The organism is Micromonospora thermarum (genome assembly GCF_012034245.1).
Taxonomy (GTDB): Bacteria; Actinomycetota; Actinomycetes; order Mycobacteriales; family Micromonosporaceae; genus Micromonospora; species Micromonospora thermarum.
This window is the reverse complement of record NZ_JAATEO010000004.1, coordinates 241,321-266,816: the sequence shown is the minus strand read 5'-3', so window position 1 is coordinate 266,816 and position 25,496 is coordinate 241,321. Positions and strand designations below refer to the sequence as shown.

General features: G+C 74.7%; 28 protein-coding genes. 18 read left to right on the top strand and 10 right to left on the bottom strand.

Going from position 1 to position 25,496, the window contains the following annotated elements:
- Nucleotides 1–6: 6 nt before the first annotated feature.
- The 3 genes from HCJ94_RS06055 to HCJ94_RS06045 form a co-directional block, all read right to left on the bottom strand.
- On the bottom strand, nt 7–450 hold the full coding sequence (locus HCJ94_RS06055; RefSeq protein WP_167999958.1) for an HNH endonuclease: 444 nt from the start codon (nt 448–450) through the stop codon (nt 7–9).
- Nucleotides 451–831: 381 nt separating this feature from the next.
- A complete protein-coding gene (locus HCJ94_RS06050) occupies nt 832–2,358 on the bottom strand; it encodes an FAD-dependent oxidoreductase (protein ID WP_167999957.1) in 1,527 nt (508 codons plus the stop codon).
- A gap of 30 nt (nt 2,359–2,388) precedes the next feature.
- Entirely contained in the window at nt 2,389–2,877 is a 489-nt protein-coding gene (locus tag HCJ94_RS06045) for an MSMEG_6728 family protein (RefSeq protein ID WP_167999956.1), read from the bottom strand.
- Nucleotides 2,878–2,954: 77 nt separating this feature from the next.
- On the opposite strand from HCJ94_RS06045, the gene HCJ94_RS06040 reads away from it, so the two are divergent.
- Nucleotides 2,955–4,751 carry a potassium channel protein gene (locus HCJ94_RS06040; RefSeq protein ID WP_167999955.1) on the top strand — a complete coding sequence of 599 codons (1,797 nt, stop codon included), beginning with the start codon at nt 2,955–2,957 and terminating at the stop codon, nt 4,749–4,751.
- Nucleotides 4,752–4,754: 3 nt separating this feature from the next.
- Here the strand turns inward: HCJ94_RS06040 and HCJ94_RS06035 are convergent, their stop codons facing one another.
- A complete protein-coding gene (locus tag HCJ94_RS06035) occupies nt 4,755–5,978 on the bottom strand; it encodes an APC family permease (protein WP_167999954.1) in 1,224 nt (407 codons plus the stop codon).
- A gap of 10 nt (nt 5,979–5,988) precedes the next feature.
- Entirely contained in the window at nt 5,989–6,756 is a 768-nt protein-coding gene (locus tag HCJ94_RS06030) for a phosphatase PAP2 family protein (protein WP_167999953.1), read from the bottom strand.
- A gap of 111 nt (nt 6,757–6,867) precedes the next feature.
- Here HCJ94_RS06030 and HCJ94_RS06025 point away from each other — a divergent pair, with 111 nt between their 5' ends.
- On the top strand, nt 6,868–8,079 hold the full coding sequence (locus tag HCJ94_RS06025; protein ID WP_167999952.1) for a DUF4032 domain-containing protein: 1,212 nt from the start codon (nt 6,868–6,870) through the stop codon (nt 8,077–8,079).
- Between the two features lie 112 nt (nt 8,080–8,191).
- Here HCJ94_RS06025 and nagA read toward each other — a convergent pair whose 3' ends face one another.
- The 3 genes from nagA to HCJ94_RS06010 are packed head-to-tail and all read right to left on the bottom strand — an operon-like array spanning nt 8,192 to nt 11,159.
- Nucleotides 8,192–9,301: an N-acetylglucosamine-6-phosphate deacetylase gene (gene nagA / locus HCJ94_RS06020; protein ID WP_167999951.1), complete on the bottom strand. Its 1,110-nt coding sequence runs from the start codon at nt 9,299–9,301 to the stop codon at nt 8,192–8,194.
- Nucleotides 9,298–10,188, bottom strand: a complete 891-nt coding sequence (locus HCJ94_RS06015) for an ROK family protein (RefSeq protein WP_167999997.1) — start codon at nt 10,186–10,188, stop codon at nt 9,298–9,300. The genes nagA and HCJ94_RS06015 overlap by 4 nt, the downstream gene beginning before the upstream one ends.
- A 41-nt stretch (nt 10,189–10,229) precedes the next feature.
- Nucleotides 10,230–11,159, bottom strand: coding sequence for an SIS domain-containing protein (locus HCJ94_RS06010; protein ID WP_167999950.1), 930 nt, complete (start codon nt 11,157–11,159; stop codon nt 10,230–10,232).
- A 191-nt stretch (nt 11,160–11,350) separates the two neighbouring features.
- Here HCJ94_RS06010 and HCJ94_RS06005 point away from each other — a divergent pair, with 191 nt between their 5' ends.
- The 16 genes from HCJ94_RS06005 (at nt 11,351) to HCJ94_RS05930 (ending at nt 22,470) form a co-directional block, all read left to right on the top strand.
- Nucleotides 11,351–12,136: a DeoR/GlpR family DNA-binding transcription regulator gene (locus HCJ94_RS06005; RefSeq protein WP_167999949.1), complete on the top strand. Its 786-nt coding sequence runs from the start codon at nt 11,351–11,353 to the stop codon at nt 12,134–12,136.
- A gap of 119 nt (nt 12,137–12,255) precedes the next feature.
- Nucleotides 12,256–13,263, top strand: coding sequence for an ATP-binding cassette domain-containing protein (locus HCJ94_RS06000; protein WP_167999948.1), 1,008 nt, complete (start codon nt 12,256–12,258; stop codon nt 13,261–13,263).
- Nucleotides 13,260–14,279, top strand: a complete 1,020-nt coding sequence (locus tag HCJ94_RS05995; RefSeq protein ID WP_167999947.1) for an ABC transporter permease subunit — start codon at nt 13,260–13,262, stop codon at nt 14,277–14,279. Before HCJ94_RS06000 ends, HCJ94_RS05995 begins: the two co-directional genes overlap by 4 nt.
- Nucleotides 14,280–14,467: 188 nt before the next feature.
- On the top strand, nt 14,468–14,902 hold the full coding sequence (locus tag HCJ94_RS05990) for a DUF3263 domain-containing protein (RefSeq protein ID WP_167999946.1): 435 nt from the start codon (nt 14,468–14,470) through the stop codon (nt 14,900–14,902).
- A 465-nt stretch (nt 14,903–15,367) separates the two neighbouring features.
- On the top strand, nt 15,368–16,198 hold the full coding sequence (locus HCJ94_RS05985) for a hypothetical protein (protein ID WP_167999996.1): 831 nt from the start codon (nt 15,368–15,370) through the stop codon (nt 16,196–16,198).
- Between the two features lie 103 nt (nt 16,199–16,301).
- A complete protein-coding gene (locus tag HCJ94_RS05980) occupies nt 16,302–16,811 on the top strand; it encodes a GNAT family N-acetyltransferase (RefSeq protein ID WP_167999945.1) in 510 nt (169 codons plus the stop codon).
- Nucleotides 16,812–17,075: 264 nt separating this feature from the next.
- Nucleotides 17,076–17,498 carry a hypothetical protein gene (locus HCJ94_RS05975; RefSeq protein WP_167999944.1) on the top strand — a complete coding sequence of 141 codons (423 nt, stop codon included), beginning with the start codon at nt 17,076–17,078 and terminating at the stop codon, nt 17,496–17,498.
- Between the two features lie 2 nt (nt 17,499–17,500).
- Complete coding sequence (locus HCJ94_RS05970) at nt 17,501–18,712, top strand: SRPBCC family protein (protein WP_167999943.1); 1,212 nt, start codon at nt 17,501–17,503, stop codon at nt 18,710–18,712.
- The gene (gene gvpJ / locus HCJ94_RS31630; protein ID WP_167999942.1) at nt 18,709–19,131 is read left to right on the top strand and encodes a gas vesicle protein GvpJ; all 423 of its coding nucleotides are present in this window, start codon (nt 18,709–18,711) and stop codon (nt 19,129–19,131) included. The genes HCJ94_RS05970 and gvpJ (HCJ94_RS31630) overlap by 4 nt, the downstream gene beginning before the upstream one ends.
- A 1-nt stretch (nt 19,132) precedes the next feature.
- Nucleotides 19,133–19,909, top strand: a complete 777-nt coding sequence (locus HCJ94_RS05960; protein ID WP_167999941.1) for a GvpL/GvpF family gas vesicle protein — start codon at nt 19,133–19,135, stop codon at nt 19,907–19,909.
- A 3-nt stretch (nt 19,910–19,912) separates the two neighbouring features.
- Complete coding sequence (locus HCJ94_RS05955) at nt 19,913–20,257, top strand: gas vesicle protein GvpG (protein WP_167999940.1); 345 nt, start codon at nt 19,913–19,915, stop codon at nt 20,255–20,257.
- A 1-nt stretch (nt 20,258) separates the two neighbouring features.
- Entirely contained in the window at nt 20,259–20,603 is a 345-nt protein-coding gene (locus HCJ94_RS05950; RefSeq protein ID WP_167999939.1) for a gas vesicle protein GvpO, read from the top strand.
- A gap of 1 nt (nt 20,604) precedes the next feature.
- Nucleotides 20,605–20,964 (top strand): gas vesicle protein GvpJ, encoded by a 360-nt coding sequence (gvpJ, locus tag HCJ94_RS31625; protein WP_167999938.1) that lies wholly within the window; start codon nt 20,605–20,607, stop codon nt 20,962–20,964.
- Entirely contained in the window at nt 20,961–21,785 is an 825-nt protein-coding gene (locus tag HCJ94_RS05940) for a GvpL/GvpF family gas vesicle protein (protein WP_167999937.1), read from the top strand. The genes gvpJ (HCJ94_RS31625) and HCJ94_RS05940 overlap by 4 nt, the downstream gene beginning before the upstream one ends.
- On the top strand, nt 21,782–22,099 hold the full coding sequence (locus HCJ94_RS29525; RefSeq protein WP_240943974.1) for a gas vesicle protein: 318 nt from the start codon (nt 21,782–21,784) through the stop codon (nt 22,097–22,099). The genes HCJ94_RS05940 and HCJ94_RS29525 overlap by 4 nt, the downstream gene beginning before the upstream one ends.
- Nucleotides 22,096–22,470 carry a gas vesicle protein K gene (locus HCJ94_RS05930; protein WP_167999936.1) on the top strand — a complete coding sequence of 125 codons (375 nt, stop codon included), beginning with the start codon at nt 22,096–22,098 and terminating at the stop codon, nt 22,468–22,470. The genes HCJ94_RS29525 and HCJ94_RS05930 overlap by 4 nt, the downstream gene beginning before the upstream one ends.
- 8 nt (nt 22,471–22,478) lie before the next feature.
- Here HCJ94_RS05930 and HCJ94_RS05925 read toward each other — a convergent pair whose 3' ends face one another.
- Together HCJ94_RS05925 and HCJ94_RS05920 are read right to left on the bottom strand one after the other, a co-directional pair.
- Complete coding sequence (locus HCJ94_RS05925) at nt 22,479–24,767, bottom strand: AAA family ATPase (protein ID WP_167999935.1); 2,289 nt, start codon at nt 24,765–24,767, stop codon at nt 22,479–22,481.
- Nucleotides 24,768–24,830: 63 nt separating this feature from the next.
- Nucleotides 24,831–25,478 (bottom strand): hypothetical protein, encoded by a 648-nt coding sequence (locus HCJ94_RS05920; protein ID WP_167999744.1) that lies wholly within the window; start codon nt 25,476–25,478, stop codon nt 24,831–24,833.
- Nucleotides 25,479–25,496: the final 18 nt, after the last annotated feature.

Here is a 25,496-nt window from a genome sequence, read left to right as displayed (position 1 = left end):
GGTCGGTCACCGCCCCGCGAGCGCGGCCCAGGTCGGGGTCACCGGCTCGCGCCGCAGCGGCATGCCCGCCTCGGCGGGCGTCCGGTCACCCTTGCGCTGGTTGCATTCGTAGCAGGCGGCCGTCGTGTTCCGCCACGTGTTCCGGCCGCCGCGCGAGCGGGGCAGGATGTGGTCGATGGTGCTGGCCGGGCCGCCGCAGTACGCGCAGCACCGGCCGTCCCGCCGCAGCACACCGGCCCGCGACCAGGCGGGGCCGGCGCTGAACCGCCAGCGGGTCACCACGTACCGGACGAGCCGCACCACCCGGGGAACCGGGAACACGCCGATCACCCGGTCCGGCTCGGCCTCGTGGATCTCGGCGACCCGGCGGCAGAGCATCCGGATCGCGTGCTGGACGGTGACCCGGTGCAGCGGGCCGAGGTCGGCGTTGACGACGAGGACGGCGTTCACCGGAATCTCCCTCCCTGACTGGCGGTCCCCCCGGACGACGGGAGCCGCCCGGTCCTGCTGCGGCGGACGGGCGGCTCGACGTGGGTACGCGTCAGTCGGGCCGGCCACCTCCACCGGCACGGCAACCGTCGCCGGGCTGCACCGACGGCACACGGCTGACGTGCGACATCGACATGAACAGCTCCCGCAGCGGTGGTTGTCCTTGCGCGATCACGGTAGGTGCGGCTGGTGAACCCGGGCAACGCATTTCGATCTCCGCCCCGCCGGTGACGCACGTCGATCATGATGTTGGCGGGTGATTTGGAGATCAGCTCACCCGCCAACACCATGATCAACGGGGCGGGAAGCGTGGCGGGCGACAGGGACGGCCGGTCGGGCCGGTCAGGTTCGGCGAGTCAGTAGGCCGCGGGGGCGGATCGAGCGGACCGGCTCCGCCGCCCCGCCCTCCGCCCGCAGGATGTGGTTCGCCGCGATGATGCCGGTCGCCGCGGACCGCTCCATGAGGGCGCTCGGGAACTCGGTGCGGATCCCGTCGCCGGCCAGGTAGAGGCCGTCGGCCTCGGTGCGGACGCCCGGCCGCCACGCGTGGCTGCCGGGGGTGAACGCCGGCGCCCGCGCCTCGACCCGGGCGCGCAGTTCGCGGACCCGCAGCCGGGTCGCCTCCGGCCACAGCGTGCCCAGCTCGGCCCACATCAGCTCGGCCAGCTCCGCGGCGGGCACGCCGGCAGCACAGGCGTACGCGTGCAGCTCCACCACCGATCCGCCGGTGCGTTCGGCCCAGCGGCGGGGCTCGTTCTCCAGCCGGTGGTAGAGCGTCACCGAGTCCAGGGTGGTCTGTCGGGACACACCGCTGAACACCGCCCGCCCCGGGTCCACGTCCCCGTCGCACCAGTAGCGCGCCACCGCGTACGGCGGGCCGGGCCGGCCGAAGGCGGGCATCCGCGCCACCAACTCGGGAGCGACCTCGACCAGCGCCGGGGAGGCCGCGACCAGCGCGGCGAGTGCTGGCGGGTCGAGGGCGAGCACGACGTGGCGGGCGTCGTACGCCCCGTCGGTGGTCTCGACCCGCCAGCCGGCGGCGTCGCGGTGCAGCCCGGTGGCGGCGGTGCCGGTGACGATCCGGCCGCCGTGCTTCTCGACGTGGCGGGCGAGCGGCTGCCAGACGGCGGTGGCGTAGTCCTCGTCGGGGCAGTCGAACGCGAGCCCCTCCGGGTTCCCGAGCAGGTAGAAGTGGAACTGCGCGATCATCTCGGCGGCCGACATCTCCGCCTCGTGGTTGAAGAACGAGTGGGAGAAGACCTCGAAGAGCATCGCCCGCGCCCGGTCCGGCAGCTTGAGCGAGGCGAGCAGCGCGTCGGCGGTGGTGTCGTCGAACTCGGCGTACGTGCGGTCCGGGTCGTAGGTGAGCAGCGGCAGCGCGGCGTCCCGGTCCATGCGGCGCAGGTCGGCGAGGCGCAGGCTGGGGCTGCGCAGCAGGAGGGTGAGCAGGTTCGCCGGGGGAGCGGGCGGGAGCCGGCCGAACTCCTCGGTGGGCCACTCGGCGGAGAGGACCGGGTAGCCGGGGATCGGCTTGAGGAAGCCCAGCGCCGGGTCGATCCGGCGGAGGATCGACCGCCAGTTGTAGTACTGCCGGAAGAACGCGTGGAATCCGTGCTCGTTCATCTGCGTGCCGTCGGGCAGGGCCTCCGGCCAGGCGCCGAGCCGGCCGCCGAGGGCGGGGGCCGCCTCCAGCACGGTGACCGGCACGCCCCGTTCGGCGAGCACCACGGCCGCCGACATGCCGGCGATCCCGCCGCCGACCACGACGGCCGGGACCGGGTGCGGCACGCGGGGTGCGCCACCGCCGCCGGGGTCGACCAGGTGCTGGCGTACGCCGATGAGCCGGCCGACCACTTGGGACAGCGCCATGCGGCCCAGTCTGCCGGAAGTCGACGCCGGTCACTCGGTTTGCAGACAGCGACGTTCCCGGTCGGAGGGAGGCCAGACGTACTCCAGGTCGGGCGGGACGTCGTCACCGAAGATCGGGCGGTAGTGGCCGGGGTCCTTGCGCAGCAGGGACGACCGGTGGCTGAGGTGCAGGTCCTCGCGGCCCAGCCAGGGCGGCAGCTCGCCGGCCCCGGCCAGCTCCGCCTGGCCGCGGATGCGGGTGATGCCGCAGGCGGTGGCGAGGTCGGTCGTCATCGTGGCGGCGCAGGTGTCCGCCCGGCCGGGTTCGGACCAGACCGCGCACATGTCCAGCCCGTACCGGGTCAGCGCCTCCTCGTACCCGGCCCACATCTTCACCGCCGGGTGGTTGCGCCACCCGTACGTCGGTCGGGTGAGGCCCCGCAGCACCTGGATGGTCTCCACGCGCTGCTTGCCCAGCCGCTTCTGGTCCAGCACCCGGGCGCTCGCCAGGAAGTCCGGATACGGGAGGAATGTCTGCATGCCGGTGCTCTACCCGCCGTGAAGTCGGACATTCGTCATGATCGCGGGGCTGCGCGCGCCGCTGTCGGCTGACTACGATGCGGCACATGGCGGAGCCCCTGCTCGATCGCGCGCGGCGGGCCGGCCGTCGGTTCCGGGGCAACGGCGATCCCCGGACGCACTACGTCATCTGCGGGCACGACGCCCTGGCGTACTGGGTGGTGAAGGCCCTGCTCGCCACCGAGCTGCAGACCGCCCGGCTCCGCGTCACCCTGGTCGTCCCCGAGCGGCGGCGTACGGACAGCCCCGACGGGCGGGACATCGAGGGCGTCGAGGTGATCCGGGCCGACCGGCTGGACGAGGTGACGTTCCGCCGGGCCGGCCTGGCCGGCGCCGACGGGCTCGCGCTGCTGCACCAGGACGACGTCGGCAACATGCACGCCGCCCTGTGCGCGCAGGAGGTGGAGCCCCGGCTGCGGCTGGTGGTGCGCATGTTCAACACGGGCCTGGCCAACGGCGTACGGGAGATCTTCCCCGACTCGGCGGTGCTCTCCGACGCGTCGATGGCCGCCCCCGCCTTCGTGGCCGCCGCCCTCGGCGAGGTCGCACCGACCCACTTCCGGCACGGCGGGCGCACCCTCTACGTGGCCCGCCGCGACGACGTACGCGCCCAGGACGTCGTGTGCGGGGTGGCCGACACGAGCGACCCGCAGGAGGTCCGGGTGCTCCCCGCCGACGAGCGCAGCGCCGACGTGGTGCTCGCCGAGGCGACCGGCGCCCCGCCGGGCACCGAGGTGGCGGCGCGCCGGCTGCGGCGGGCCCGGCGCCGGCGCCGGCCGATCGCGATGCTGCTGCGGGCGGTCCGCAGCTTCGCCACCCGCAAGATCGGCATCGCGGTGCTGGTGCTGCTGGCGGTGATCGTCGTGCTCGGCGGCCTGTACGCGGGCACCGCCCACGTCGGCTGGGGTGAGGCGCTCTACCTGACCCTGGTCACTACCCTCAGCGGGCAGGACCCGGACGCCGGCAAGCCGGTCGGCGAACAGATCCTCCAGGTGGTGCTCAACCTCGCCGGGCTGGCACTGATCCCGCTGATCACGGCGGTGGTGGTCGACGGCATCGTCAACGCCCGGCTGGCCCTGCACTCCGGGCGGATCCTGCCCGAGCGCTCCGGCCACGTCGTGGTCGTCGGCCTCGGCAACATCGGCATGCGGGTGATGGCCCAGCTCAACGACTTCGGCGTCGAGGTGGTCGCCATCGACAAGAACCCCGACGCCCGGGGCGCCGGCCTGGCCCGGCGGCTCGGCGTGCCGCTGGTGGTGGGGGACGCCGCGACGGAGGAGACGCTGCGCGCCGCCTCGGTCGGTGCCTGCCAGGCCCTGGTCGTGGCCTCCACCGACGACGGTGCCAACCTCCGGGCCGCCCTGAACGCCCGCGCCCTCAACGACGAGGTCCAGGTCGTGCTGCGCCTGTTCGACGGGCACTTCGCCGAGCGCATCCAGCGGGCCTTCGGCATCGGCGTCTCCCGCAGCGTGTCGTACCTCGCGGCACCCTCGTTCGTCGCCGCGCTGCTCGACCGCGCCGTGATCGCCACGATCTCCGTGGGCCGGCACGCCCTCCTGGTCACCGACGTCTCGGTGGCCGCCGGGTCGGCGCTGGACGGGCGGCCACTCGGAGCGGTGGGCCGGGTGGAGAGCGTACGGCTGCTCGCCCACGCGCGCGCCGGCCAGCGGTACGACTGGTCGCCCGACCGGCGTCTGGTGATCGTGGCCGGCGACCGGCTGACCGTGGTGGCCCGGCGGGCCGGGCTGAACGCCCTGCTCCGTGCGGCCGGCCCACCCGAGCCCCCACCTCCGGCCCCGGCCGGCACCCCGACCCCGCGCGAGGCGGAGGAGTGAGGGTCAGCGGCGGACGGCGTACCAGAGGGCGCCGAGGGCGAGCACGCCGAAGCCCGCGAGCACGCTCGACAGCGGCAGGTTGACCGCGAGCAGCAGGCACCCGGCCAGCCCCGCCACGGCCAGTGCCCGCACCGGCAGCTTCCGCTCCGGCTCCCGGCCCAGGGTCAGCGCCGCCGTGTTGGTGATCGTGTAGTAGACCAGCACCGTGACGCTGGAGAAGCCGATCGCGTCCCGGACGTCACCGAGAAGGACGACCACGACGACCACGGCGGCGACGGCCAGCTCGGCCCGGTGCGGCACCCGGTGGACCGGGTGGACCGCGTCGAGCGCGCCGGGCAGGTCACGGCGGCGGGCCATCGCGAGGGCGGTGCGGCCGACCCCGGCCACCAGGGACAGCAGCACGCCGGTGACCGCGACGGCCGCCCCGGCGCGGACCACCCAGGCGAGGCCGGGCAGCCCGGCGGCGGTCACCACGTCCGCCAGGGGCGCGGCGGAGCCGGCGAGCCGGTCCGGCCCGAGGACGCCGAGGGCGATCACGGCCAGCGCCAGGTAGACGACCAGCACCAGGCCGAGCGCCAGCGGCACCGCCCGGGGGATCGTCCGCTCCGGGTCGCGGACCTCCTCGCCGAGGGTGGCGACGCGCGCGTACCCGGCGAAGGCGAAGAACAGCAGGCCCGCCGCGGTGAGCACCCCTCGGGTGGAGCCGCCGGGCGCGCCGATCCGGTCGAGGGACACGCCGGTCGCGCCGGCCACCGCGACCAGGGCCAGCACCGCCAGCACGACCACCACGAGGACCCGGGTGGCCGTCGCGGTCTTCGTGACGCCGCGCAGGTTCACGGCGGTCACCGCCACGACCGCGGCGACGGCGACGAGCCGGGCCTGGCCCGGCCAGAGGTACGCCCCGATGGTCAGCGCCATCGCCGCGCAGCTCGCCGTCTTGCCGACGACGAAGCCCCAGCCGGCGAGGAAGCCGGCGAACGGGCCGAGACGTTCCCGGCCGTAGACGTAGGTGCCGCCGGACTCGGGGTACCGGGCGGCGAGCCGCGCCGAGCTGGTCGCGTTGCAGAACGCGATGAAGCCGGCGAGCGCCAGCGCCACCAGCAGGCCGACCCCACCGGCCGCCGCCGCGGCGGGGGCGAACACCACGAAGACACCCGCGCCGAGCATCGAGCCGAGGCCGATGACCACCGCGTCGCGTACGCCGAGCCGGCGTGCCAGTCGTTCCACGCGCGGGAGCCTAGGGGGTCGAGATGAACGGCCGGTTCCAGCGGTCGACCGCCCCGGGCAGGGGAACGTCGTCCCAGGGCACCCGGTGCAGCAGCCGGTCCAGGAGCAGGCCGAGCAGCAGCCCGGCCACCGAGTCGGTCAGCCAGTGCCAGCCCAGGTACGTCGTCGTGCAGAGCACCACGAGGGGCGGGACGATCCGGACCACGGTCACCAGTCGGGTCGGCGCGGCCCGGCCGTAGGTGCGCAGCAGCGGGGCGAGCAGCAGGGCGATCACCGCGTACCAGACGATCGCGTTGGCGACGTGCCCGGACGGGTACGACTGGGCGAAGCGCAGCGGCAGGTCGTCCTGGAAGAGCGGCAGCGTCCGCTCCGGCGGCAGGAACGGCTCCTGCCTGCTGGCGCTGGGCGCGGGCCGGGCCGTCCACACCTTGAGCGGCCCGATCGTCAGGTAGGTGGCCGCGAACCCGGCCACCGGCGGCAGCAGCGGGCGGACCGACCGGAGGCGGACGGCCAGCAGGGCGCCCAGCCCGGCCGCGATCAGGGTCAGCGGGGTGCCCTGCCCGAGGTAGTTGAGGATCCGCGCGACCCAGTAGGCGACCGCCGGGCGATGCGCGTCGGACCAGTCGTCGACCGCCCGGTCGAGGCCGAAGAGGTGGCCCGCGGCGAGTGCGGCGGTCAGCGCCACGAGACCAGCCAGCAGCACCACGTCGAACCACCACCCGGCCGGGCGGACCGGCCGGAGTCGCGGCTTCCGCCGCACCGTCGTGGGCTCCCGCACGCCGCTACGCTACCGGCCCCGGGCGACGGCTGGCCCGCACGGTCCGGGGCGGCTGTGCGCCCGGCCACGTGGGGAGGCGCTCCGGCGGGGGTACGCGTCAGACTTGACGCCGTGCGGATCACCTCGGCCCTCGTCGACCCGGCGCTGCTCGACCTCCCCTGGTCGACCCCGCTGGAGGAGTGGCCTGCGCAACACCTGGTGGCGCTGCCGCAGGGCATCTCCCGGCACGTCGTCCGATTCGTCCGGCTCGGCGGGTACGTGTACGCGGTCAAGGAGACGGGCGAGCGGGTCGCCGAGCGGGAGTACGACCTGCTGCGGGCCCTGGAGCGGATCGACTTCCCGTCGGTGGAGGCGGTGGCGATCGTCGCCGACCGGCGGACCGACGATGGGGAACCCCTCGATCCGGTGCTGATCACCCGGCACCTCCAGTTCTCCCTGCCGTACCGGGCGCTGTTCTCCCACACGCTGCGTCCCGAGACGATGCAGCGCCTGCTCGACGCGCTGGCCGCCCTGCTGGTGCGGATGCATCTGACCGGCTTCTTCTGGGGTGACTGTTCGCTGTCCAACACGCTGTTCCGCCGGGACGCGGGTGCCTTCGCCGCGTACCTGGTGGACGCGGAGACCGGGGCCCTGCACAGCTCGCTCTCCAAGGGGCAGCGCGGGGAGGACCTGGAGATCGCCCGGGTGAACATCTTCGGGGAGGCGCTGGACCTCCAGGCCGCCGGGCTGCTGCACGAGTCGATCGACCCCGAGGTGGTCTGCGAGGAGGTCGTGCAGCGCTACGAGCGGCTCTGGCACGAGATCACCTACGAGCAGCAGGTCGAGCGCGAGGCCCGGCACGACATCGAGGGCCGCATCCGCCGGCTCAACGAGATGGGCTTCGACGTCGCCGAGATCGCGGTGTCGACCATCGACGACGGGCGGTACCTGGTGCGGCCGAAGGTGGTCGACGCCGGCTACCACACCCGGCGGCTGCTCCGCCTGACCGGGCTGGACGCCGAGGAGAACCAGGCCCGCCGGCTGCTCAACGACCTGGACGCGTACCGGGCGGAGAGCGACCTGACCGACGAGCAGCAGGCGGCGCACCGCTGGCTGACCGAGGTCTTCGAGCCGGTGGTCCGGGCGGTGCCCGCGCACCTGCGCCGGAAGCTGGAGCCGCAGGAGATCTTCGCGCAGATCATCGAGCACAAGTGGCTGCTCTCCGAGCAGGCCGGCCGCGACGTCGGCATGGCGCCCGCGGTGCAGTCGTACCTGTCCGACGTCCTGGTGCACCGCCCGGACGAGCAGGCCGTCCTCGGCATGGAGATCCCCACCCCACGCTGACGCCGCCCCACGCTGACCCCGCCCCCGCGATCTTGCACTTCCGGTCCTCGTTTCGCGGCTTCCGCCCGGAATGCCGGGGCGGAAAGTGCAAGATCGCGGGAGTGGGGTGGGTTCAGTCCAGCCAGGCTCCGGCGCGCATCACCCGGACCACGTTCAGGTCGTCGTCGAGCACCACCAGGTCGGCGCGCAGCCCCGTCTGGAGCGCGCCCAGCCGGTCGCCGAGACCGATGGCGCGGGCGGGCGTGGTGGCCACCATGCGGGCCGCGTCCGCGATCTGGATGCCGGCGGCGACCGCGTGCCGCAGGGCGGCGTCCATGGTCAGGGTGCTGCCGGCGATCGCACCGTCGCGGGCCAGCCGGGCCACCCCGTCGGCGACCGTGACGGACTGGCCGCCCAGCTCGTACTCGCCGTCGGGCATGCCGGCGGCGGCCATCGCGTCGGTGATCAGGGCGGCCCGCTCCGGACCGGCCGTGGCGGCCGCGAACGCCAGCATGCCGTCGTGCAGGTGCACCCCGTCGGCGACCAGCTCGCACACGACGTTCGGGGCGTCCAGCAGCGCCACCACCGGGCCGGGCTCGCGGTGGTGCACCGGACGCATCCCGTTGAACAGGTGGGTGGCGACGCTGGCGCCGGCCGCGACGGCGGCGCGGGTCTGGTCGTACGTGGCGTCGGTGTGCCCGACGGCGGCGACCACGCCGTGCCCGGTGAGCAGCTTGACCGCCTCCAGCGCGCCGTCCCGTTCGGGGGCGAGGGTGACCATCCGGACCGCACCGCCGCCCAGCTCGATCAGCTCGGCCAGCTCCTCCGTCGACGGGTCGCGCAGGTAGTCCGGGTTCTGCGCGCCGCAGCGGGCCGCCGACAGGTACGGGCCCTCGAAGTGGACGCCGGCCAGCACCCCCTCGGCGAACAGCGGGCGGTACGCGGTGGTGGCGGACCGCATCAGCTCGAAGGGCGAACTCACCAGGCTGGCCAGCAGCGTGGTGGTGCCGTGCCGCAGGTGGAACGCGGCGGCCTCCCGCGCCTCGTCGGCCTCGCCGGTGGTGAAGGTGTGTCCACCGCCGCCGTGGGTGTGCATGTCCACGAAGCCGGGCAGGACCCAGTGCCCGTCGCGCACCGACGGGTACTCGGCGACCGCGGTGATCCGCTCACCGTTGATCTCCACGCAGCCCTGCCGGATCACCCCGTTCGGGGTCACCACCTTGCCGGTCACCCGTACGGTCATCGCTTCTCCAGAGTGTCGAGGGCGAGCAGGGCGGCGCCGAGACAACCGGCCTCGTCACCGAGGGCCGCCGCGACCAGCCGTGGCTCGCGGTGAAACGTCATGCGGTCGTGCAGCGCGGCCCGCAGCGGGTCGAACAGTTGCGTGCCGGCCTGCGCGAGGCCACCGCCCAGCACGATCGCCTCGACGTCGAAGAGTGCCTGACCGGTGGCGAGGCCGTCGGCGAGCGCCTCGACCGCCTCCGACCAGACCTGGCGGGCCGGCGGGTCACCGGCGGCGGCCAGCGCCGCCACCTGCGCCGCGCTCACCGTCGGACCGGTGGCGACCGGGTCGGTCAGCTCCGCGTACCGGCGGGCCACCGCCGACGCCGACGAGACGGCCTCCAGGCAGCCGGCCCGGCCGCAGCCGCAGAGCGGGCCGCCGGGGCGTACCAGGATGTGGCCGATCTCGCCGGCGGCGCCGTGCGCGCCGGCGGCGGCCGACCCGTCGACCACGTGGGCGGCGGCGATGCCCGTGCCGATCGCGACGAAGAGGCTGTGCCGGGCTCCCCGGCCGGCACCGAGCCGGGCCTCGGCGAGGCCGCCGGCGCGGACGTCGTGGCCGAGCGCCGCCGGCAGCCCGAGCCGGGCCTCGGCCAGCTCCCGCAGGGGTACGTCCCGGAAGCCGACGTTCGCCGACCAGACGGCGACACCCCGCCCCTCGTCGACCACGCCCGGGACGGCGACGCCGAGCGCGACCGGGGTGAGCCCGTCCAGGCGGGCCTTGCCGGCGAGGGCGTCGGCGACGTCCAGGATCGTCTCCACGACGGCGGCGGGCCCCCGCGCGGCGTCCGTCGGGTGCCGTTCGCTGTGTACGACCGTGCCGCCCCGGCGGACCAGGGCGCACTTCATCCCGGTGCCGCCGACGTCGAGCGCGACGACGACCTCGTCGGTCACGCGAGAACCACGGAGCGGCTGAGGTGCCGGGGGGCGTCCGGGTCGAGGCCCCGGGTGGTGGCGACCGTGACCGCGAAGCGCTGCGCCAGGATCAGGTCGGCCATCGGGTCCAGCGGCGTCCGGCCGGCGGCCCAGTTGCCGATCACGCTGCGGCAGCCGTGGGTGCGGCTGTGCACGAACGCGGCGCCGGTGGCCGCGACGTCCTCCGCGAGCCCGTCCGGCAGGTCGCCGAAGGCCCAGACCAGCCGGCCCGGGGCGGCGATCGAGATCGGGCCGTGCCGGTAGTCCATGGCCGGGTACGCCTCGGCCCAGAAGGTGGCCGCCTCGCGGCACTTCAGGGCGGCCTCGTGGGCCAGGCCGACCGTCCAGCCCCGACCGAGGAAGGTGACCTGCTCGATCCGGGCCGGGTCGATCGGCAGGGGAGCGCGGACGGCCACCTCCGCGTCGGCGGAGAGCGCGCCGATGTTGTCGCCGAGGTGGGCCCGGAGCAGGGCCAGCGCCGTGGTGGCGAACCGGGTCTGCACCACGGAGCGCTCGTCGGCGAAGGGCAGGGGCACCGTGGCGTCGGCCAGCTCGACGGCGGGCGAGCTGGGGTCGCCGACCAGGACGGTGGTGGGCAGCACCCCGCGCAGTCCGGCGAGCAGGTCGGTGACCTCGGTGGTGGTGCCGGAGCGGGTGATCGCGACGACCCGGTCGTACCGCCGGGCGACGGGGAACTCGCTGGCCTGGAAGGCGTCGGTCTCGCCCTGGCCGGCGTGCTCGCGGCGGGCCGCGTACGCCATCGCCATGAACCAGGACGTGCCGCAGCCCACGACGGCGACCCGCTCACCGGGGCGCGGCAGGTGCTCGGCCACGGTGGCGGCCAGTCGCGCCGCCTCCCGCCAGCAGTCGGGCTGGCTCGCGATCTCCGCGTCGACGTACGACATGAGAACTCTCCAGAGAGCGGTGCGCAATACGGCTCGTTAGGGCCGTCTTTCGCGCGTTATTCTGCGCGAACCCGGGTGGCCGTGGCAACCGTGCCGGGGATCGAGCAGAGCAGAGTTTTGCCTCCGCGTAGTTTCGCGCACTAGTGTGCACGCAATCAATCACCGACCGCGCAGTAACTGGAGGACCTGGGGTGGACCGGTACGCCAGATGGAACGCCCTGCTCGAGATGCTGACCGACAGCGGCCGGGTCAGCGTCGAGGAGGCCGCCGAGCGGCTGGACGTCTCCCAGGCCACCATCCGGCGCGACTTCGACCAGCTCGCCCAGCAGCAGATGATCACGCGTACCCGGGGCGGCGCGGTCGCCAACGGCGTCTCGTACGACCTCCCGCTGCGCTACAAGACCGCCAAGCACTCGGCGGAGAAGCAGCGGATCGGTACGGCCGCCGCGGCCCTCGTGGCGCCGGGCACCGTGGTCGGCCTCAACGGGGGGACCACCAGCACCGAGGTGGCGCGCGCCCTGGCCGTCCGGCCGGACCTGAACACCAGCGCCGAGGGCGCCCAGCTCACCGTCGTGACCAACGCCCTGAACATCGCCAACGAGCTGCTGGTCCGCTCGCGGATGAAGGTCGTGGTGGCCGGCGGCGTGGTGCGGCCGAAGTCCTTCGAGCTGGTCGGTCCGCTGGGCGGGGCGCTGCTGCGCGAGGTCACCCTGGACATCGCCCTGCTCGGCGTCGACGCGATCGACCCGCAGCTCGGCGCCGCCGCCCACCACGAGGGTGAGGCGGCGATGAACAACCTGATGGTGGCGCGGGCCAAGCGGGTCGTCATCATCGCGGACTCGTCCAAGCTGGGCGGTCACGCCTTCGCCCGGATCTGCCCGGTCGACCGGGTGGAGACGCTGGTCACCGACTCCGGGGCGGCCCCCGAGGTGGTCGACGCCTTCCGCGCGGCCGGAGTGCACGTCATCTGCGCCTGACCGGATCGTTGAATCACTGTCGGTAGCGACTTGATGCGCCAATGCATACTGGGTATTGCGCCCAGTTGTATACCGAGTATGGTGTCGCTCGTCGCCCAACCCAACGGGGGAGGTGCAGCTTGCCAGCTGTCCTGGAAATCGAAGGTCTACGAAAGACCTACAAGAGTCGCCGGCGCGGCACCCGCAACGCGCTCGACGGCTTCGACATGCGGGTCGAGGCGGGCCAGGTGCACGGCTTCCTCGGGCCGAACGGATCGGGGAAGACGACCACCCTGCGTACGCTGCTCGGCCTGATCCGGCCCGACGGCGGCCGGATGGCGATCCTCGGTCAGGAGGTGCCGGCGGCCCTGCCGGCGGTCGCCGGCCACATCGGCGCGATCGTGGAGAGCCCGCAGTTCTTCCCGCACTTCACCGCCCGGGACACGCTGTCCCTGCTTGCCAGCGCCGGTGACGTGCCGGCCCCGCGCATCGACGAGGTGCTGGAGCTGGTGGGGCTGCGCGACCGGGCCGGCGAGCGGGTGAAGACGTACTCGCTCGGCATGAAGCAGCGCCTCGCGGTCGCGTCCGCCCTGCTGAAGAACCCGAAGCTGCTGATCCTCGACGAGCCGGCCAACGGCCTCGACCCGGGCGGCATCCGGGAGATGCGCACGCTCATGCGCAACCTGGCCGAGTCCGGCATGACCGTCGTGCTCTCCAGCCACATCCTCGGCGAGATCCAGCTGATCTGCGACTCGGTCACGATCATCTCGCTCGGCCGCCGGGTCGCCTCCGGCCCGGTCGACGAGGTGCTGGCCCGGCACTCGTCCGGCGCCGTCCGCGTCCGCGTCGAGGCGGCCACCGACCTGCCGGTCGCCGCCGAGGCGCTGACCCGGGCGGGAATCCGGGTCACCGGCACCGAGCCGGACCACCTGATGCTCACCGGGGTGGACAAGCCCGCCACGGTGACCCGGCTCCTCGCCGAGCAGGGCCTCTACGTCAGCGAGCTGACCCGGGTCGCCGCCGACCTGGAGAGCGTCTTCCTCGACCTGACCGCCACCGCGCCGGTCCCCGGCCAGCACCGGCAGGTCGACCAGTCCACGAAGGTCGGTGGGACCGAGCAGCCCACCTCGGGAGGGTGGGGCGCGTGAGTCTCTACCGTACGGAGCTGCGCCGGCTTGTGAAGCGGCGCTTCACCCGCTGGATGACCGTGCTCGGCCTGCTGGTGCTGGCCGCCGTGGTCGGCGGGGTGTTCCTCACCAACGAGAAGATCGACGCCACGGCGCGGGCGAAGGCCGAGGCCGCCGCCGAACAGCAGTACCAGGAGCAGACGCGCTGGGCGGAACAGGAGCGGGCCGCGTGCGAGGCGGCGAAGTCAGGCGGGACGGCGGCCGACCCCGGCCGGTTCCCGGATGACTGCTCGGTGATCACCGCGCCGCCGCGTGAGTCGATCGAGGTCGACTGGTTCCTGCCGTCCACGTTCGACTTCCGGGAGAACTTCGGCTTCACCCTGCTGCCGCTCGCGGCGATCCTGGCGCTGGTCGGGTTCGTGGTCGGCGCGTCCTTCGTCGGGGCCGAGTGGAGCACCGGCGGCATGATGAACCTGCTGCTGTGGCGGCCGAAGCGGCTCACCGTACTCCTGACCAAGCTGGCGGCGCTGCTCACCGGCCTGCTCGCGCTGGCCGTGACCACGACGGTGCTCTGGTTCGGCAGCTTCTGGATCGTCGCGACGCTGCGCGGCACCACCGAGAAGATGACGTCGGGCGCGTGGCAGTCGTTCGCCCTGACCGGGCTGCGCGGCGTGGTGCTCGCGCTGGTCGGCGCCACGGTCGGCTTCGCCGTGGCCTCGCTCGGCCGGCACACGGCGATGGCCCTGGGCGGGGCGATCGGGGTGATCGTGGTCGGGCAGTTCGGTGTCGCCATCCTGCTCGCGCTGGCCGGGGTCCGCTTCGCCGAGGTGTGGTTGCTGCCCACGTACGTGGCGGCGTGGATGGAAAAGAAGGTCACCCTGCAGAACTGGCAGGCCTGCCAGGCCACCTACTTCGGGGAGTGCAAGCCGGAGACGCTCGACATCACGTGGCAGCACTCGTCGCTGCTGCTCGGCGTCTCGCTCGTGCTGATCCTCGGCGCGGCGCTCTGGACGATGCGTCGGCGGGACATCTCCTGACGGCCGGCCGTGGAAGGCCCCGGTTCGGGGCCTTCCACGGCATGCCGCCGTCCGCGGCGCCGCCGGGCGGCGCCGTCCACGACCGGCCCGGACGGCGCGGGTCGACCCGTGCGGCCGGCAGGGAGTCCCACTAGGCTGGGTCTCCCCGGGTCGGCGTCGCCGCGCCGACCGTCCTCGCGAGGAGTGCCATGCCGCCGGACGCCGCCCCGACCGCCGCCGAGCCGTCCGGGGACGGCCGGACCGGCGGGCGGCCGACCGGCGACACCCGCACGCGGGCCGCCGTACCCCCGCCCCGTCCCGCGCCGGACGTGGAGGCGGTCCCGCCTGACGCCGAGGCGGTCCCGCCGGACGACGACGGCGCCGGCGACATGGTGCCGGCCACCGGGACGGCGGACGGCCTGACCGAACGCGAGCGGGGCATCCTCGACTTCGAGCAGCAGTGGTGGCGCCACGCGGGGGCCAAGGAGCAGGCCATCCGGGACCGGTTCGGTCTCTCCGCGACCCGCTACTACCAACTGTTGAACGCGCTGCTCGACAACCCGGCCGCGCTGGCCGCCGAGCCGGTGCTGGTCGGCCGGCTGCGCCGGCTGCGTTCCTCCCGTGCCCGCAACCGCCGCCGCTGAGCGGCGCGGGCGGGTCGCCCACACCGTCCTGGCCTCACCTCTCTCGGGACGGCGACGCGCAGGGTCGGTGAAGGGGCCGGTCCAGCGGGATCCGCACCCCGCCGAGCGCCCTGTCCGCGGTCCGGCGCGCGCCCGCGCGGCATGCCGGCCTCCGGTGCGGGTAGGCGGGGGCGTCGCACCGGCGCCGGCCGGCGGGACGGGCTGCGGCGGCGGCGGAGGAGGGAGCGGGCCATGGGTGGGACGGACCGGAGCGGGCGACCGGCGGGGCGGCCGGCTCGACCTGCCGCCCCGGCACCGGCGACGGCGACCGGGCCGCAGCCGCACGAGTGGGTGGTCGACGCGCCGTACACCGCCGAGGACCTGGGCACCGGCGTGAGCCGGGTCCGCGACCCGGCCGACCCGCGGGTCGGGAGCCGGGCCCCGGAGGCGGTGGACGACCCGCGACGGTCCGCGATCGCCCGGACGATGCGCGTGCGGTCGGCGTCGGCTCCGGCACCCGGCCGGCCGGTCAACGAGGACGTGGTGTTCCGGTTCGGGCCGCTGGTCGGCGTGCTCGACGGTGCCACCGTGCCGGAGGGTTTCGACACCGGCTGCGTGCACGGCCCCTCGTGGTACGTCCGGCATCTCGCGGCCCGGATCGGGCTGGCCGAGGCGGCCCGGCCGGCGGCGACGCTGATGAGCAACCTCGCGGCGGCCATCCTGGCGGTCCGGGCCGACCACGGCGACCAGTGCGACCTGGATCACCCGGGCACCCCGTCGAGCACGGTGTGCCTGCTGCGGGACGGCGGCGACCAGGTCGACTGGCTGGTGCTCTGCGACAGCCCGCTGGTGCTGGACGTCGGCGGCCAGGTGAACGTGGTGACCGACGACCGGCTGCACACCGCGCTGGCGGACCTGCGGACCACGGCGGCGGGGCTCCCGGACGACGCCGACCGGTCCACCCGGTTCCGGCACGCCGTCGGGGTGCAGCGGGAGCGGATGAACCGGACGCACGGCTACTGGGTGGCGGCGTCGGACCCGGACGCCGCGTACCACGCCCTGGCCGGAACGGTGCCGCTCGGCGGCCCGGGAGGGCTGCGCCGGGCGGCGCTGCTCAGCGACGGGGCCTCCGCGGCGGTGGAGCATTTCGGCCTGTTCGACTGGACCGGTCTGCTGGACCTGGTCACCGCCGAGGGTCCGGCGGCGCTGATCGACCGGGTACGGGCGGCCGAGCGGGACCTGCCGGACCGCCTCCGTCGGCACAAGGCCGCCGACGACGCCTCGGCCGTTCTCTGCGAGTTCGGCGACGGAGCGTGAGGAGGAACACGATGGGGGCCGACCGGCCGATACCTCCGACCGGACCGCCAGTCGGGTCCCAACGGGGTGGACTCGGGCCGGTAAGCCCGGCAGACTGCGGCACGTGGCAAGTGCGGTGCGGTTGGAGCCGGTGAGCGAAGGCAACCTGGAGTCGTTGCTCTCCGTAGCGGCTGCGGAGGCGGAGCCGGCCGACGTCATGCCCCCGGTCGAGGCGCCGGCCGGCTGGTCGCACGCGCGCCGGCAGGCGTTCCGCGAGTTCCACCGGGCGAGCTTCGGCGGGCTGGACGGCCCCACGGGCACCCAGATGTACGCGATCCTGGCGGGCGGCGAGGTCGTCGGGATGATCCGTATGACGCGCTGTGACGAGCCGGGCACGGTCGAGACCGGGCTGTGGCTCGGGCGCTCGGCGCGTGGCCAGGGCATCGGGCCGGCCGCGCTGCGGGGACTGCTCAACGAGGCGGCGGCCGCCGGGATGCGACAGGTCGTCGCCGAGACCACACCGGACAATTTCGGGGCGTTGTCGGTTCTTTCCAAATGCGGTGCGAAATTGCGCGAGGACGGCGGCCGAATGCGCGCCGAAATCTGCCTCGACTCCACGCCTCCGGCTCTCTGAGAATTCTCTTCCTGATCGCGTATTCCCTGTTCCTCGCTGCCTGGACGTCCTTTTTGCGAGGCTCTACCCCTCGATTCTGACTGCTCGTAAAAGGCATCGCCCGGGCCGTCCCCCAATAGGTTTTGCGAATCTGCCCCGGGGTACTGCCCGCCGGGTCCGCTTAACCGGGCACCTGATCGCGGGCCCCATGTGCTTCTCCCCGGTGGCTGTTTCTCGGTCCGCCGTCGATCAGGTGTCTCCGCTCCGGGGAGCGAAGGAGAACTGATGAACAGGGGAGCACGAATCGGTCTGGCGGTGGGCGTCGGCTACCTCCTCGGGCGCCGCCGCAAGATGCGGAAGGCCCTGGTCCTGGCGGCCGCGGTCGCCGCCGGCCGGGCCAGCCACAACTCCGGCGGGCTGCTGAAGGTCGGCCAGAACCTGTTGCAGTCGTCACCCCAACTGGCCAACCTCGGCAAGCTCGGCCGTCCGCTCGCCACCGCCGGCAAGGCGGCGGCGACCGCCGCCGCGGGCAGCGGCATCGACGCGCTCAGCGGCAAGCTGCGCGGCTCGGCCGACGCGCTGCGCCGCAAGGGCGGGGCCGCGGAGTCGGGTGCGGACCAGCCGTCGAACGAGGAGCAGTCGGGCGGTACGGACCGGTCGGGTGACGACACCGGCGCCGGCGCCGGCGCCGGCGAGCGGGGGCGGTGAGCATGACCGCGACCACGAACCCCGGCGGGCTGGCGGACAAGGTCCGGACCCAGCTCGGTGGCGAGGTGCGCAACCTGGCGAGCGCGATCGGTGAACGCGCCGTGCAGGTGGTGACCGAGCGGATCACCGGTGCCACGGGACGGCTGAGCGAGTACGCCAAGCAGGGCGGCGGCCCGGGGCTGATCGCCGCCGCGACCGGCGCGCAGAAGCTCGCCGAGGGCAGCTCACCGATGAAGGCGATGGTCCATGCCGGGATCGCCGGCGGTAAGGAGAAGCTCATGTCGGCCTTCGGCGGCGGTAAGGGCGGCAAGGGTGGCGGCGGCAAGAAGCTGAAGGTCACCAACATCGTCGAGACGATCGAGGTCGGGGTGCCGGTCCGGGTCGCGTACAACCAGTGGACCCAGTTCGCCGACTTCCCCAGCTTCATGAAGAAGGTCGAGCAGGCCGAGAAGGACTCCGACGAGAAGATGACCTGGAAGGCCCAGGTCTTCTGGTCGCACCGCACCTGGGAGTCGACGATCGTCCGGCAGATCCCGGACCGGCTGATTCACTGGCGGTCCAAGGGCGAGAAGGGCTCGGTGGACGGCACGGTCAGCTTCCACGAGGTCGCGCCGGAACTCACCCGGATCCTGGTGGTGCTGGAGTACCACCCGCAGGGTCTCTTCGAGCACACCGGCAACCTGTGGCGGGCCCAGGGGCGGCGCGTCCGGCTGGAGCTCAAGCACTTCGTCCGGCACGTGATGACGCAGACCGTGCTGGACCCGGACTCGGTCGAGGGCTGGCGCGGCGAGATCGAGGACTCGCAGGTGGTCAAGGACCACGAGACGGCCCTGCGCGAGGAGCAGGAGCAGCGCGAGCGCGCGGAGCGCGGCCGGCCCGAGCCGGAGCCGGAGGAAGAGGAGGAGATCGAGGAGGAGCCCCGCGAGGAGCGGCGGCCCGCCGCGCGTGGCCGGCGTCGCCCGGTCGTCCGTCGCCGTCCGGCGGAGGAGGACGAGTACGACGCCTACGACGAGGGCGAGGACTACGACGAGGGGTACGGCGAAGAGGAGGAGCCCGAGGAGGAGGCGCCCCCGCCGCGTCGCCGGCAGCCGGAACGGGCCCGTCGCGCACAGCCCCGCGAGGAGGCCCCGGAGCGGCCCCGCCCGGTCCGCCGTACCCCCGAAGCCCCCCGACGGCCGGTGGTGCGCCGCCGGCGAGAGGAGCGTGACGAATGACAGTGGCGACAACGACCGGCGGTCAGCCAGGTGGTGCGCTGGAGCGCGCCGGCAGCGGTGGCAGCAATCTCGCCGACGTCGTGGAGACGGTGCTGGACAAGGGCATCGTGATCGACGCGCAGGTGTCCGTCGCCGTCGTCGGGATCCAGCTCCTGGAGATCAACGCCCGGATCGTGATCGCCAGCGTCGAGACGTACCTGCGGTTCGCCGAGGCGGTCGACCGGCTGAGCATCGTCCCGGAGGACCAGAAGGGGCTGCCCGACCTGCTGGAGGACGCCTCCGGCGCGGTCACCAAGGGCAAGGCCGTCGGTGGGCTCGGCAAGGCCGCCAAGGAGATCAGCGGTGCGGTGGTGGATTCCCTCACCGACCGCGGCTCGGAGCGGGAGCGGCCCCGCCAGCGGCGGGACGAGGAGCGGTGAGATGAGCGACCAGAACGTCCAGGGGACCGGCGAGACCGGTCTGTTCATCTACGGCATCGTGCCGTCCGACGTGGAGCCGACCCCCGACGCGCAGGGGGTCGGCGACCCGCCGGGCGACGTCGACGTGGTCCGGCACGGCGAACTCGCGGCACTGGTCAGCGAGGTGGCGCTGGAAGAGCCGGTGGGCCGGCCGGCCGACCTGACCGCGTACGAGGCCCTGCTGGACGGGACGGCGGCGGTGGCGCCGGTGCTGCCGGTGCGGTTCGGCACGGTGGTGACCGGGCCGGACGCCGTGCAGGACCTGCTGGAGGCGCACCACGACCGGTTCGCCGCCGCCCTCGACGAGTTCGAGAACCGGGTCCAGTACACGGTGCACGGCCGGTTCGACGAGCAGGAGGTGCTCAGCGAGATCCTGGCCGCCGACCGGCGCGCCGCCGACCTCGCCGAGCAGGTGCGCGGGCGGCCGGAGGCGGAGACCCGCGAGCAGCGGATCCGGTTCGGCGAGATGATCAGCCAGGCGGTGGAGCTGCGGCGGGAGGCGGCCAACAGCGAGCTGGTCGAGGCCCTCACTCCGTACGCGGTGCTGAACGCGCCCCGTGCGCCGAGCCACGAGATGGACGCGGTGAACGTCGCCTTCCTGGTCGAGGCCGACGGCGAGGAGGACTTCGTCCGGGAGCTGGAGGACTTCGCCGAGCAGCGGCGGGATCTGATCCGGATGCGGATCCTCGGTCCGCTCGCCCCGTACGACTTCGTCAGCGCGCACCAGTTGGTGGAGTGACCGGTGGACATCCTCTGGGCGCTGCTGACCCTGCCGTACGCCCCGGTAAGGGGGCTGACGGCGGTCGTCAAGGTGATCGCCCGGGAGGCGGAGTCGCAGCAGTACAACCCGGTCAACATCCGGCGTGAGCTGGAGGAGCTGGACCACGCGGCGGAGGCCGGCGACATCACGCCGGAGGAGCGTGACCGGAGACAGCAGCAGGTCCTGGAGCGGCTGACCGGGCCGGCGGTCGGCGGCGGGGGAACACCTCCCGCCGCCGGCCGGCGGTCGCCACCGGGCGGTCGACGGCAGGCAGCCGGACGACGGCCCGTGCGGCGGGGCGGCCAGGACCGCGGGCGAGGGAGATGAGATGGCATCAGGACGGATCCGCGGCGACCGCGCCCCGGAGCGCGGGCCCGACCGGGGCGACGACCGCTACACCGAGGAGGAGTACGAGGAGGTGACCGTCGCCGAGGCGGCCCGGGAGGGGCTGCGGCAGATCGTGTCGTTGACCGGCAAGGACCCCCTCGGGATCACCTCGATCGAGCCCACCGACGACGGCTGGCTGGTCGGCGTGGAGGTGGTCGAGGACCACCGCATCCCCGCCTCGACCGACCTGCTCGGCCTCTACGAGGTGGAGCTGGACATGACGGGCAGCCTGCTGGGCTACCGGCGAACGCGCCGCTACCAGCGCGGCAAGGGGGATGGGAGCTGAGATGAGCACGATGCGGCAACCCTCCGTGGTGCAGAACTCCGGGCAGGTCCTGCCCGCCGGACACGAGCCGGCGAACCTCGGCGACATCCTGGAGCGCGTCCTCGACCGGGGCATCGTCATCGCCGGTGACATCCGGGTGAGCCTGCTCGACATCGAGCTGCTGACGCTCAAGCTGCGCCTGGTCATCGCCTCCGTCGACACCGCGCGCCAGATCGGCATCGACTGGTGGGAGCACGACCCGTGGCTCAGCTCGCGGGCCAGACCGCCGGTCGAGCCCGGACCCCGCGACCCGGAGGAGGTGGAGGCCGCGCGCCAGCCGCGCGTCGCCCGGCGGGCTGCCGCGAGGGAGGAGTGGGAATGAGCGCGACAGCCGAGGTGGTCACCGCCGACTGGCTGCACGGCGTGGTCCGGGACGTCCCGCCGGAGACGCTCGCCGCGACCGCCGGCATGGCCGGCACCCCGGTGCGCGCGGTGCGTGCCGCCGGCCTGGCCGCCGTGGTCAGTGCCGCGCCCCTCACCGAGTACGGCGAGGAGCCGCTGCGCCGCAACCTGGAGGACCTGGCGTGGCTGGAACGGGCGGCGCGGACCCACCACGGGGTGGTGGCGGCGCTGGCGCGGACCGGCCCGGTCGTGCCGGCCCGGCTCGCCACCGTGTACCACGACGACGAGCGGGTCGCCGGGCTGCTCACCGCCCGCCGGGACGAACTGGCCGCGGTCCTGGACCGGCTCGCCGGCCGCGAGGAGTGGGGCGTCAAGGGGTACGTCGTGCCCGGTGCGGCTCCGGCCCCGACCGCCGAGCCGGGATCGGGCGGTGCCGGGGCGGCGTACCTGCGCCGGCGGCGCGCCCAGCTCACCGCGCGGGAGGAGGGGCAGCGGGTGGCGGGTGCCGCCGCGGCGGCCGTCCACGACGCCCTGGCCGGCCACGCGGTCGCCGCCCGGCGGCACCCGCCGCAGGACCGCCGGCTGTCCGGCGCGCCGACCCCGATGATGCTCAACGGCGCGTACCTGGTCGACACGGCGGACCTCCCCGGCTTCACCGCGCTGGTCGGTGAGCTGGGGGAGCGGCATCCGGAGCTGCGGCTGGAGCTGACCGGTCCCTGGCCCGCGTACTCCTTCGTGGACGGGACCGGCCCGGCGGACCCGACGCCCATCGGCGCTCCGGTGGACGGGGTGCCGGCGTGACCACACAGCTTGCGCCGAACAGTGCGGACGGGCCGCTCGGGTACCGGCCGGTCGCCCTGGTCGACCTGCTCGACCGGGTGCTCGCCACCGGGGTGGTGATCAGCGGTGACATCACGATCGCGATCGCCGACGTCGAACTCGTCCGCATCTCATTGCGCGCTCTGGTCGCGTCCGTCGGCGCCCTCGCGGCACCGCCCGACGACGCCGCGGCTTCCCCGGCGACCGCCGTTCCGCCCGGCGGATCGGCCGTGCCGCCCGGGGTTTCGGCCGTGGCGCCTGACGGGTCGACCGTGCTCTCCGGGGAGGTGACATGACCGAGCGGGACGAGGCGGCCGAGCTGGCTGCGGCGGTGCACGGGCCGGCCGCGGCCCTGGACGGGCCGGCGTGGCGGACGCCACGGGTGACGCCGCTGGACCGGCGGCTGGCGGTGGACCAGGACTCCGTCGAGCGGGGACTGGCCAGCCTCGTGCTCACCGTGATCGAGCTGCTGCGGCAGCTCATGGAACGGCAGGCGCTGCGCCGCGTCGACCTCGGCGACCTCACCGAGGAGCAGGTCGAACGGATCGGCACGACGCTGATGGCCCTGGAGGAGCAGATGGCGGAGCTGCGGACGTACTTCGGCCTCGCCCCGGAGGACCTCAACCTCGACCTCGGCCCCCTGGGCCCCCTGCTCCCCACCGACTGACCCGCCGCTCAGCGGGATGGGACCTCCTTCTCGGCGTACGCGGCCAGCCAGGCGACCTGGGCCGGGTCCAGGGAGGGGCGGACGCGGGAGCGGGCGGTCGCCACGTGGGCCGCCGTGACCGTGGCGGCGGCCAGCGACTCGCGCATCGCGGCCAGCGCCGCCTCCCGGACCAGCGCCGCGCAGTCCGCCGCGGAGAAGCCGTCCAGGTCCTCGGCGAGCCCGGCGAGGTCCACGTCGGGGGCGAGCGGCACGGTCCGGGACGCGGCGCGCAGGATCTCCGCCCGGGCCGGCCCGTCCGGCGGCGGGACGTAGACCAGCCGCTCCAGCCGGCCGGGACGCAGCAGGGCCGGGTCCACCAGGTCGGGCCGGTTGGTCGCGCCGACCACCACCACGTTGCGCAGCGCCTCCACGCCGTCCAGCTCGGTGAGCAGGGCGGCCACCACGCGGTCGGTCGTACCGCCGTCGGTGGCCTGCCCACGTACCGGCGCGAGCGCGTCCACCTCGTCGAGGAAGACCAGCGTCGGCGCGGCCTCCCGGGCCCGGCGAAACAGCTCGCGGACCGCACGCTCGCTCTCGCCCACCCACTTCGACAGCAGCTCCGCGCCCTTGACCGACAGCACGTTCGCCCGGCCCGTGCCGGCCAGCGCCGTCACCAGGTACGTCTTGCCGCACCCCGGCGGCCCGTAGAGCAGCACCCCGCGCGGCGGCCGCACGCCCAGCCGCGCGAACGTGTCCGGATAGGTCAGCGGCCACAGCACCGACTCGGTCAACGTCTGCTTGACCTCGACCAGGTCGCCCACGTCGTCGAGGGTGACCGACGCCAGCTCCAGCGTGGACGCCGCCATCGTGGTCGGGCGGACCACCTCCAGCGCGGCGGCGAAGTCGCCCATCGCCACCGTCGGGCGCTCCACCGCCTTCTGCCGCAACGCCGCCCGGACGCCGGCCTCGCGCACCAGCGCGGCCAGGTCCGCGGCGACGAATCCGGGGGTACGCGCGGCGACCTCGTCGAGCCGGACGTCCTCGGCGAGCGGTACCTGCCGGGTCAGCACGCCCAACTGCTCGCGGCGGAGGGCAGCGTCCGGCAGCGGCACGGTGATCCGCAGGGAGAGCAGGTCCGGAGCGCGCAGGGCCGGGTCGACGGCCTCGGGGCGGCCGGTCGTGCACACCACCGCGGCTCCGGCCGCGACGGTCTCGGCGACCACCTGCCGGAACACGGTGGCGACCGGGCCGGGCGTGTCGGCCGGCGCGAGCGCCTCGACGTCGGTGACCAGCAGCACCGCCGGGCCGTCCGCCCGTACGTCCGCCGCGGCGGCGCGCAGCCGCTCGGCCGCCGCCGCGTTGGTCAGCGCGGCCAGCTCGGGCCCCCACAACGGCCGCACCCGCGCCCGCACCCGGGCGGCGACCGCGCGTACCAGCGCCGACTTCCCGGAGCCGGCCGGGCCGTCGACCAGCACCCCGAGGGACACCGTGGTGCCGAGCCGCCGGAGCACCTCGCGGTGGTGGAAGCCGAGGTCGAGCAGCTCACCCAGCTCCTCGGCCTGCGCCCGCAACCCGGGCAACTCGTCCACCGAGGGCGCCTCCGCCGCCGCGTCCGCCCCCGCCGTGCCGCGCACCTTCGCGGAGAGAGTGGCGTCCGGCGCGGTGGCGGCCGCTCCGTCCTGGAGAACGCGCGGATCGCGGTCGCGGGCGGCGGTGGGTGCGGTGGTCGCGGAGCCGTGGGTGGCCGGGCCGTCCTCCCAGGCGACCACCGTGTCCATGGTGACCAGGGCGGCCGTGTCCGGCTCGGCGGTGACCACCGTGAGCAGCGTGCTGGTCCAGGCGTAGCCCACCCGGTTGGACAGGCTGTTCCGGGCCGCCTCGACGAGGCTGCGCACCGAGGTGTCGGGCAGTACGTCCTGCGGCAGCAGCGAGACGTCGTCCCCGGCGGTGACCATCTTGCCGAGCAGCGCGAGCCGGAGCATCTCCGGGGAGACCGCCGCGACCACCGGTGCCGGGCCGGCCAGTACCACCCGGCGCGCGGCGGCGACCGGCGTCGGGCGGACGGTCACCTGGCTCCCGTCGCGTACGCCGAGGTTGCCCAGCGTCAGGTCGTCGGCGTGGAGCAGCCCGGGGCCGGCACTCCGCTCGGCCGCCGCGACGATCCCGGCGGTCACCCGCCGGCCGGCGAGCCGGACCGGGTCACCGGGGCGCAGCCCGAGCGCGGTGAGCGCCTCCGGGTGCAGCCGTACGATGCCGCGCCGGGCGTCCAACGCGGCTGGCCGCAGGCTGGCGGTCAGGGTGAGCTCCGATTCCCCCACCCGCCGAACCCTAGCCGGTGCGGGGAAGCACGCCCTGCCGACGCGTGCCGCGGCGGAGGCGTCCTAGCGCGGCGGGTCGACGTCGGTCAGCAGCGACGGGTCGCGGCGGATCAGGTCCGCGAGCCGGGCCGCCGGGTCGGACCGCACGCCGTCCGGCCCGGACAGCGGGTCCGGCTCGGTCCGCACCGACAGCGGCCACGCCGGAGGAGACGTGACGGTGGGCTCCGCGCTGACCGTCACGCTCCCGCCCGACCAGGCCACCCGCAGCGGGTACGGCTCACCGCCGTGCTCCACCCGCAGCGCGACCGCCAGGTCCGGGTGCCGCGCGACGATCCGGCGTACCGCCTCGGCGACCTCCTCGACCGGGTCCGGTCCGGGCGTCTCGGCCCGGTGCTGGCCGCCCGACCGGCCGGTCGGGTCACCCCGCCGCCCCGCCGGCTGGTCACGGGCGGGCGCCTCGCCGCGCCGTACCCCCGCGTCCCGGTGGCCCGGCCACGCCGGCCCGGCGTTCCGGCCGGCCTCGCCGCGCCCGGTGTCACCGCGCCCGACGTCCCCGCCCCCGGTGTCGCCGTGCCCGGCCTCCCGGCGGCCCGCCTCCGGGGCGGGCAGCCGGACGGTGTCCCCCTCCGCCGCCGGCTCGGCGCCCCGCCGCCGCAGCGCCTCCTCGCGCCGGGCCAGCCGGGCCAGTGTCTCGTCCAGTCCACCCCTCATCACGACCACCCCTCATCG

Coding starts and splice junctions, on each gene's coding strand:
- HCJ94_RS06045 (WP_167999956.1), bottom strand. CDS start 2,877: ATGCAGACATTCCTCCCGTATCCGGACTTCCTGGCGAGCGCCCGGGTG.
- HCJ94_RS05920 (WP_167999744.1), bottom strand. CDS start 25,478: ATGAGGGGTGGACTGGACGAGACACTGGCCCGGCTGGCCCGGCGCGAG.
- HCJ94_RS06010 (WP_167999950.1), bottom strand. CDS start 11,159: ATGTCGTACGTCGACGCGGAGATCGCGAGCCAGCCCGACTGCTGGCGG.
- HCJ94_RS05985 (WP_167999996.1), top strand. CDS start 15,368: ATGCGCGTGCGGTCGGCGTCGGCTCCGGCACCCGGCCGGCCGGTCAAC.
- nagA (WP_167999951.1), bottom strand. CDS start 9,301: ATGACCGTACGGGTGACCGGCAAGGTGGTGACCCCGAACGGGGTGATC.
- HCJ94_RS06040 (WP_167999955.1), top strand. CDS start 2,955: ATGCGGCACATGGCGGAGCCCCTGCTCGATCGCGCGCGGCGGGCCGGC.
- gvpJ (WP_167999938.1), top strand. CDS start 20,605: ATGAGCACGATGCGGCAACCCTCCGTGGTGCAGAACTCCGGGCAGGTC.
- HCJ94_RS06015 (WP_167999997.1), bottom strand. CDS start 10,188: ATGAAGTGCGCCCTGGTCCGCCGGGGCGGCACGGTCGTACACAGCGAA.
- HCJ94_RS05940 (WP_167999937.1), top strand. CDS start 20,961: ATGAGCGCGACAGCCGAGGTGGTCACCGCCGACTGGCTGCACGGCGTG.
- HCJ94_RS05930 (WP_167999936.1), top strand. CDS start 22,096: ATGACCGAGCGGGACGAGGCGGCCGAGCTGGCTGCGGCGGTGCACGGG.
- HCJ94_RS05960 (WP_167999941.1), top strand. CDS start 19,133: ATGAGCGACCAGAACGTCCAGGGGACCGGCGAGACCGGTCTGTTCATC.
- HCJ94_RS05970 (WP_167999943.1), top strand. CDS start 17,501: ATGACCGCGACCACGAACCCCGGCGGGCTGGCGGACAAGGTCCGGACC.
- gvpJ (WP_167999942.1), top strand. CDS start 18,709: ATGACAGTGGCGACAACGACCGGCGGTCAGCCAGGTGGTGCGCTGGAG.
- HCJ94_RS05975 (WP_167999944.1), top strand. CDS start 17,076: ATGAACAGGGGAGCACGAATCGGTCTGGCGGTGGGCGTCGGCTACCTC.
- HCJ94_RS05990 (WP_167999946.1), top strand. CDS start 14,468: ATGCCGCCGGACGCCGCCCCGACCGCCGCCGAGCCGTCCGGGGACGGC.
- HCJ94_RS05950 (WP_167999939.1), top strand. CDS start 20,259: ATGGCATCAGGACGGATCCGCGGCGACCGCGCCCCGGAGCGCGGGCCC.
- HCJ94_RS06050 (WP_167999957.1), bottom strand. CDS start 2,358: ATGGCGCTGTCCCAAGTGGTCGGCCGGCTCATCGGCGTACGCCAGCAC.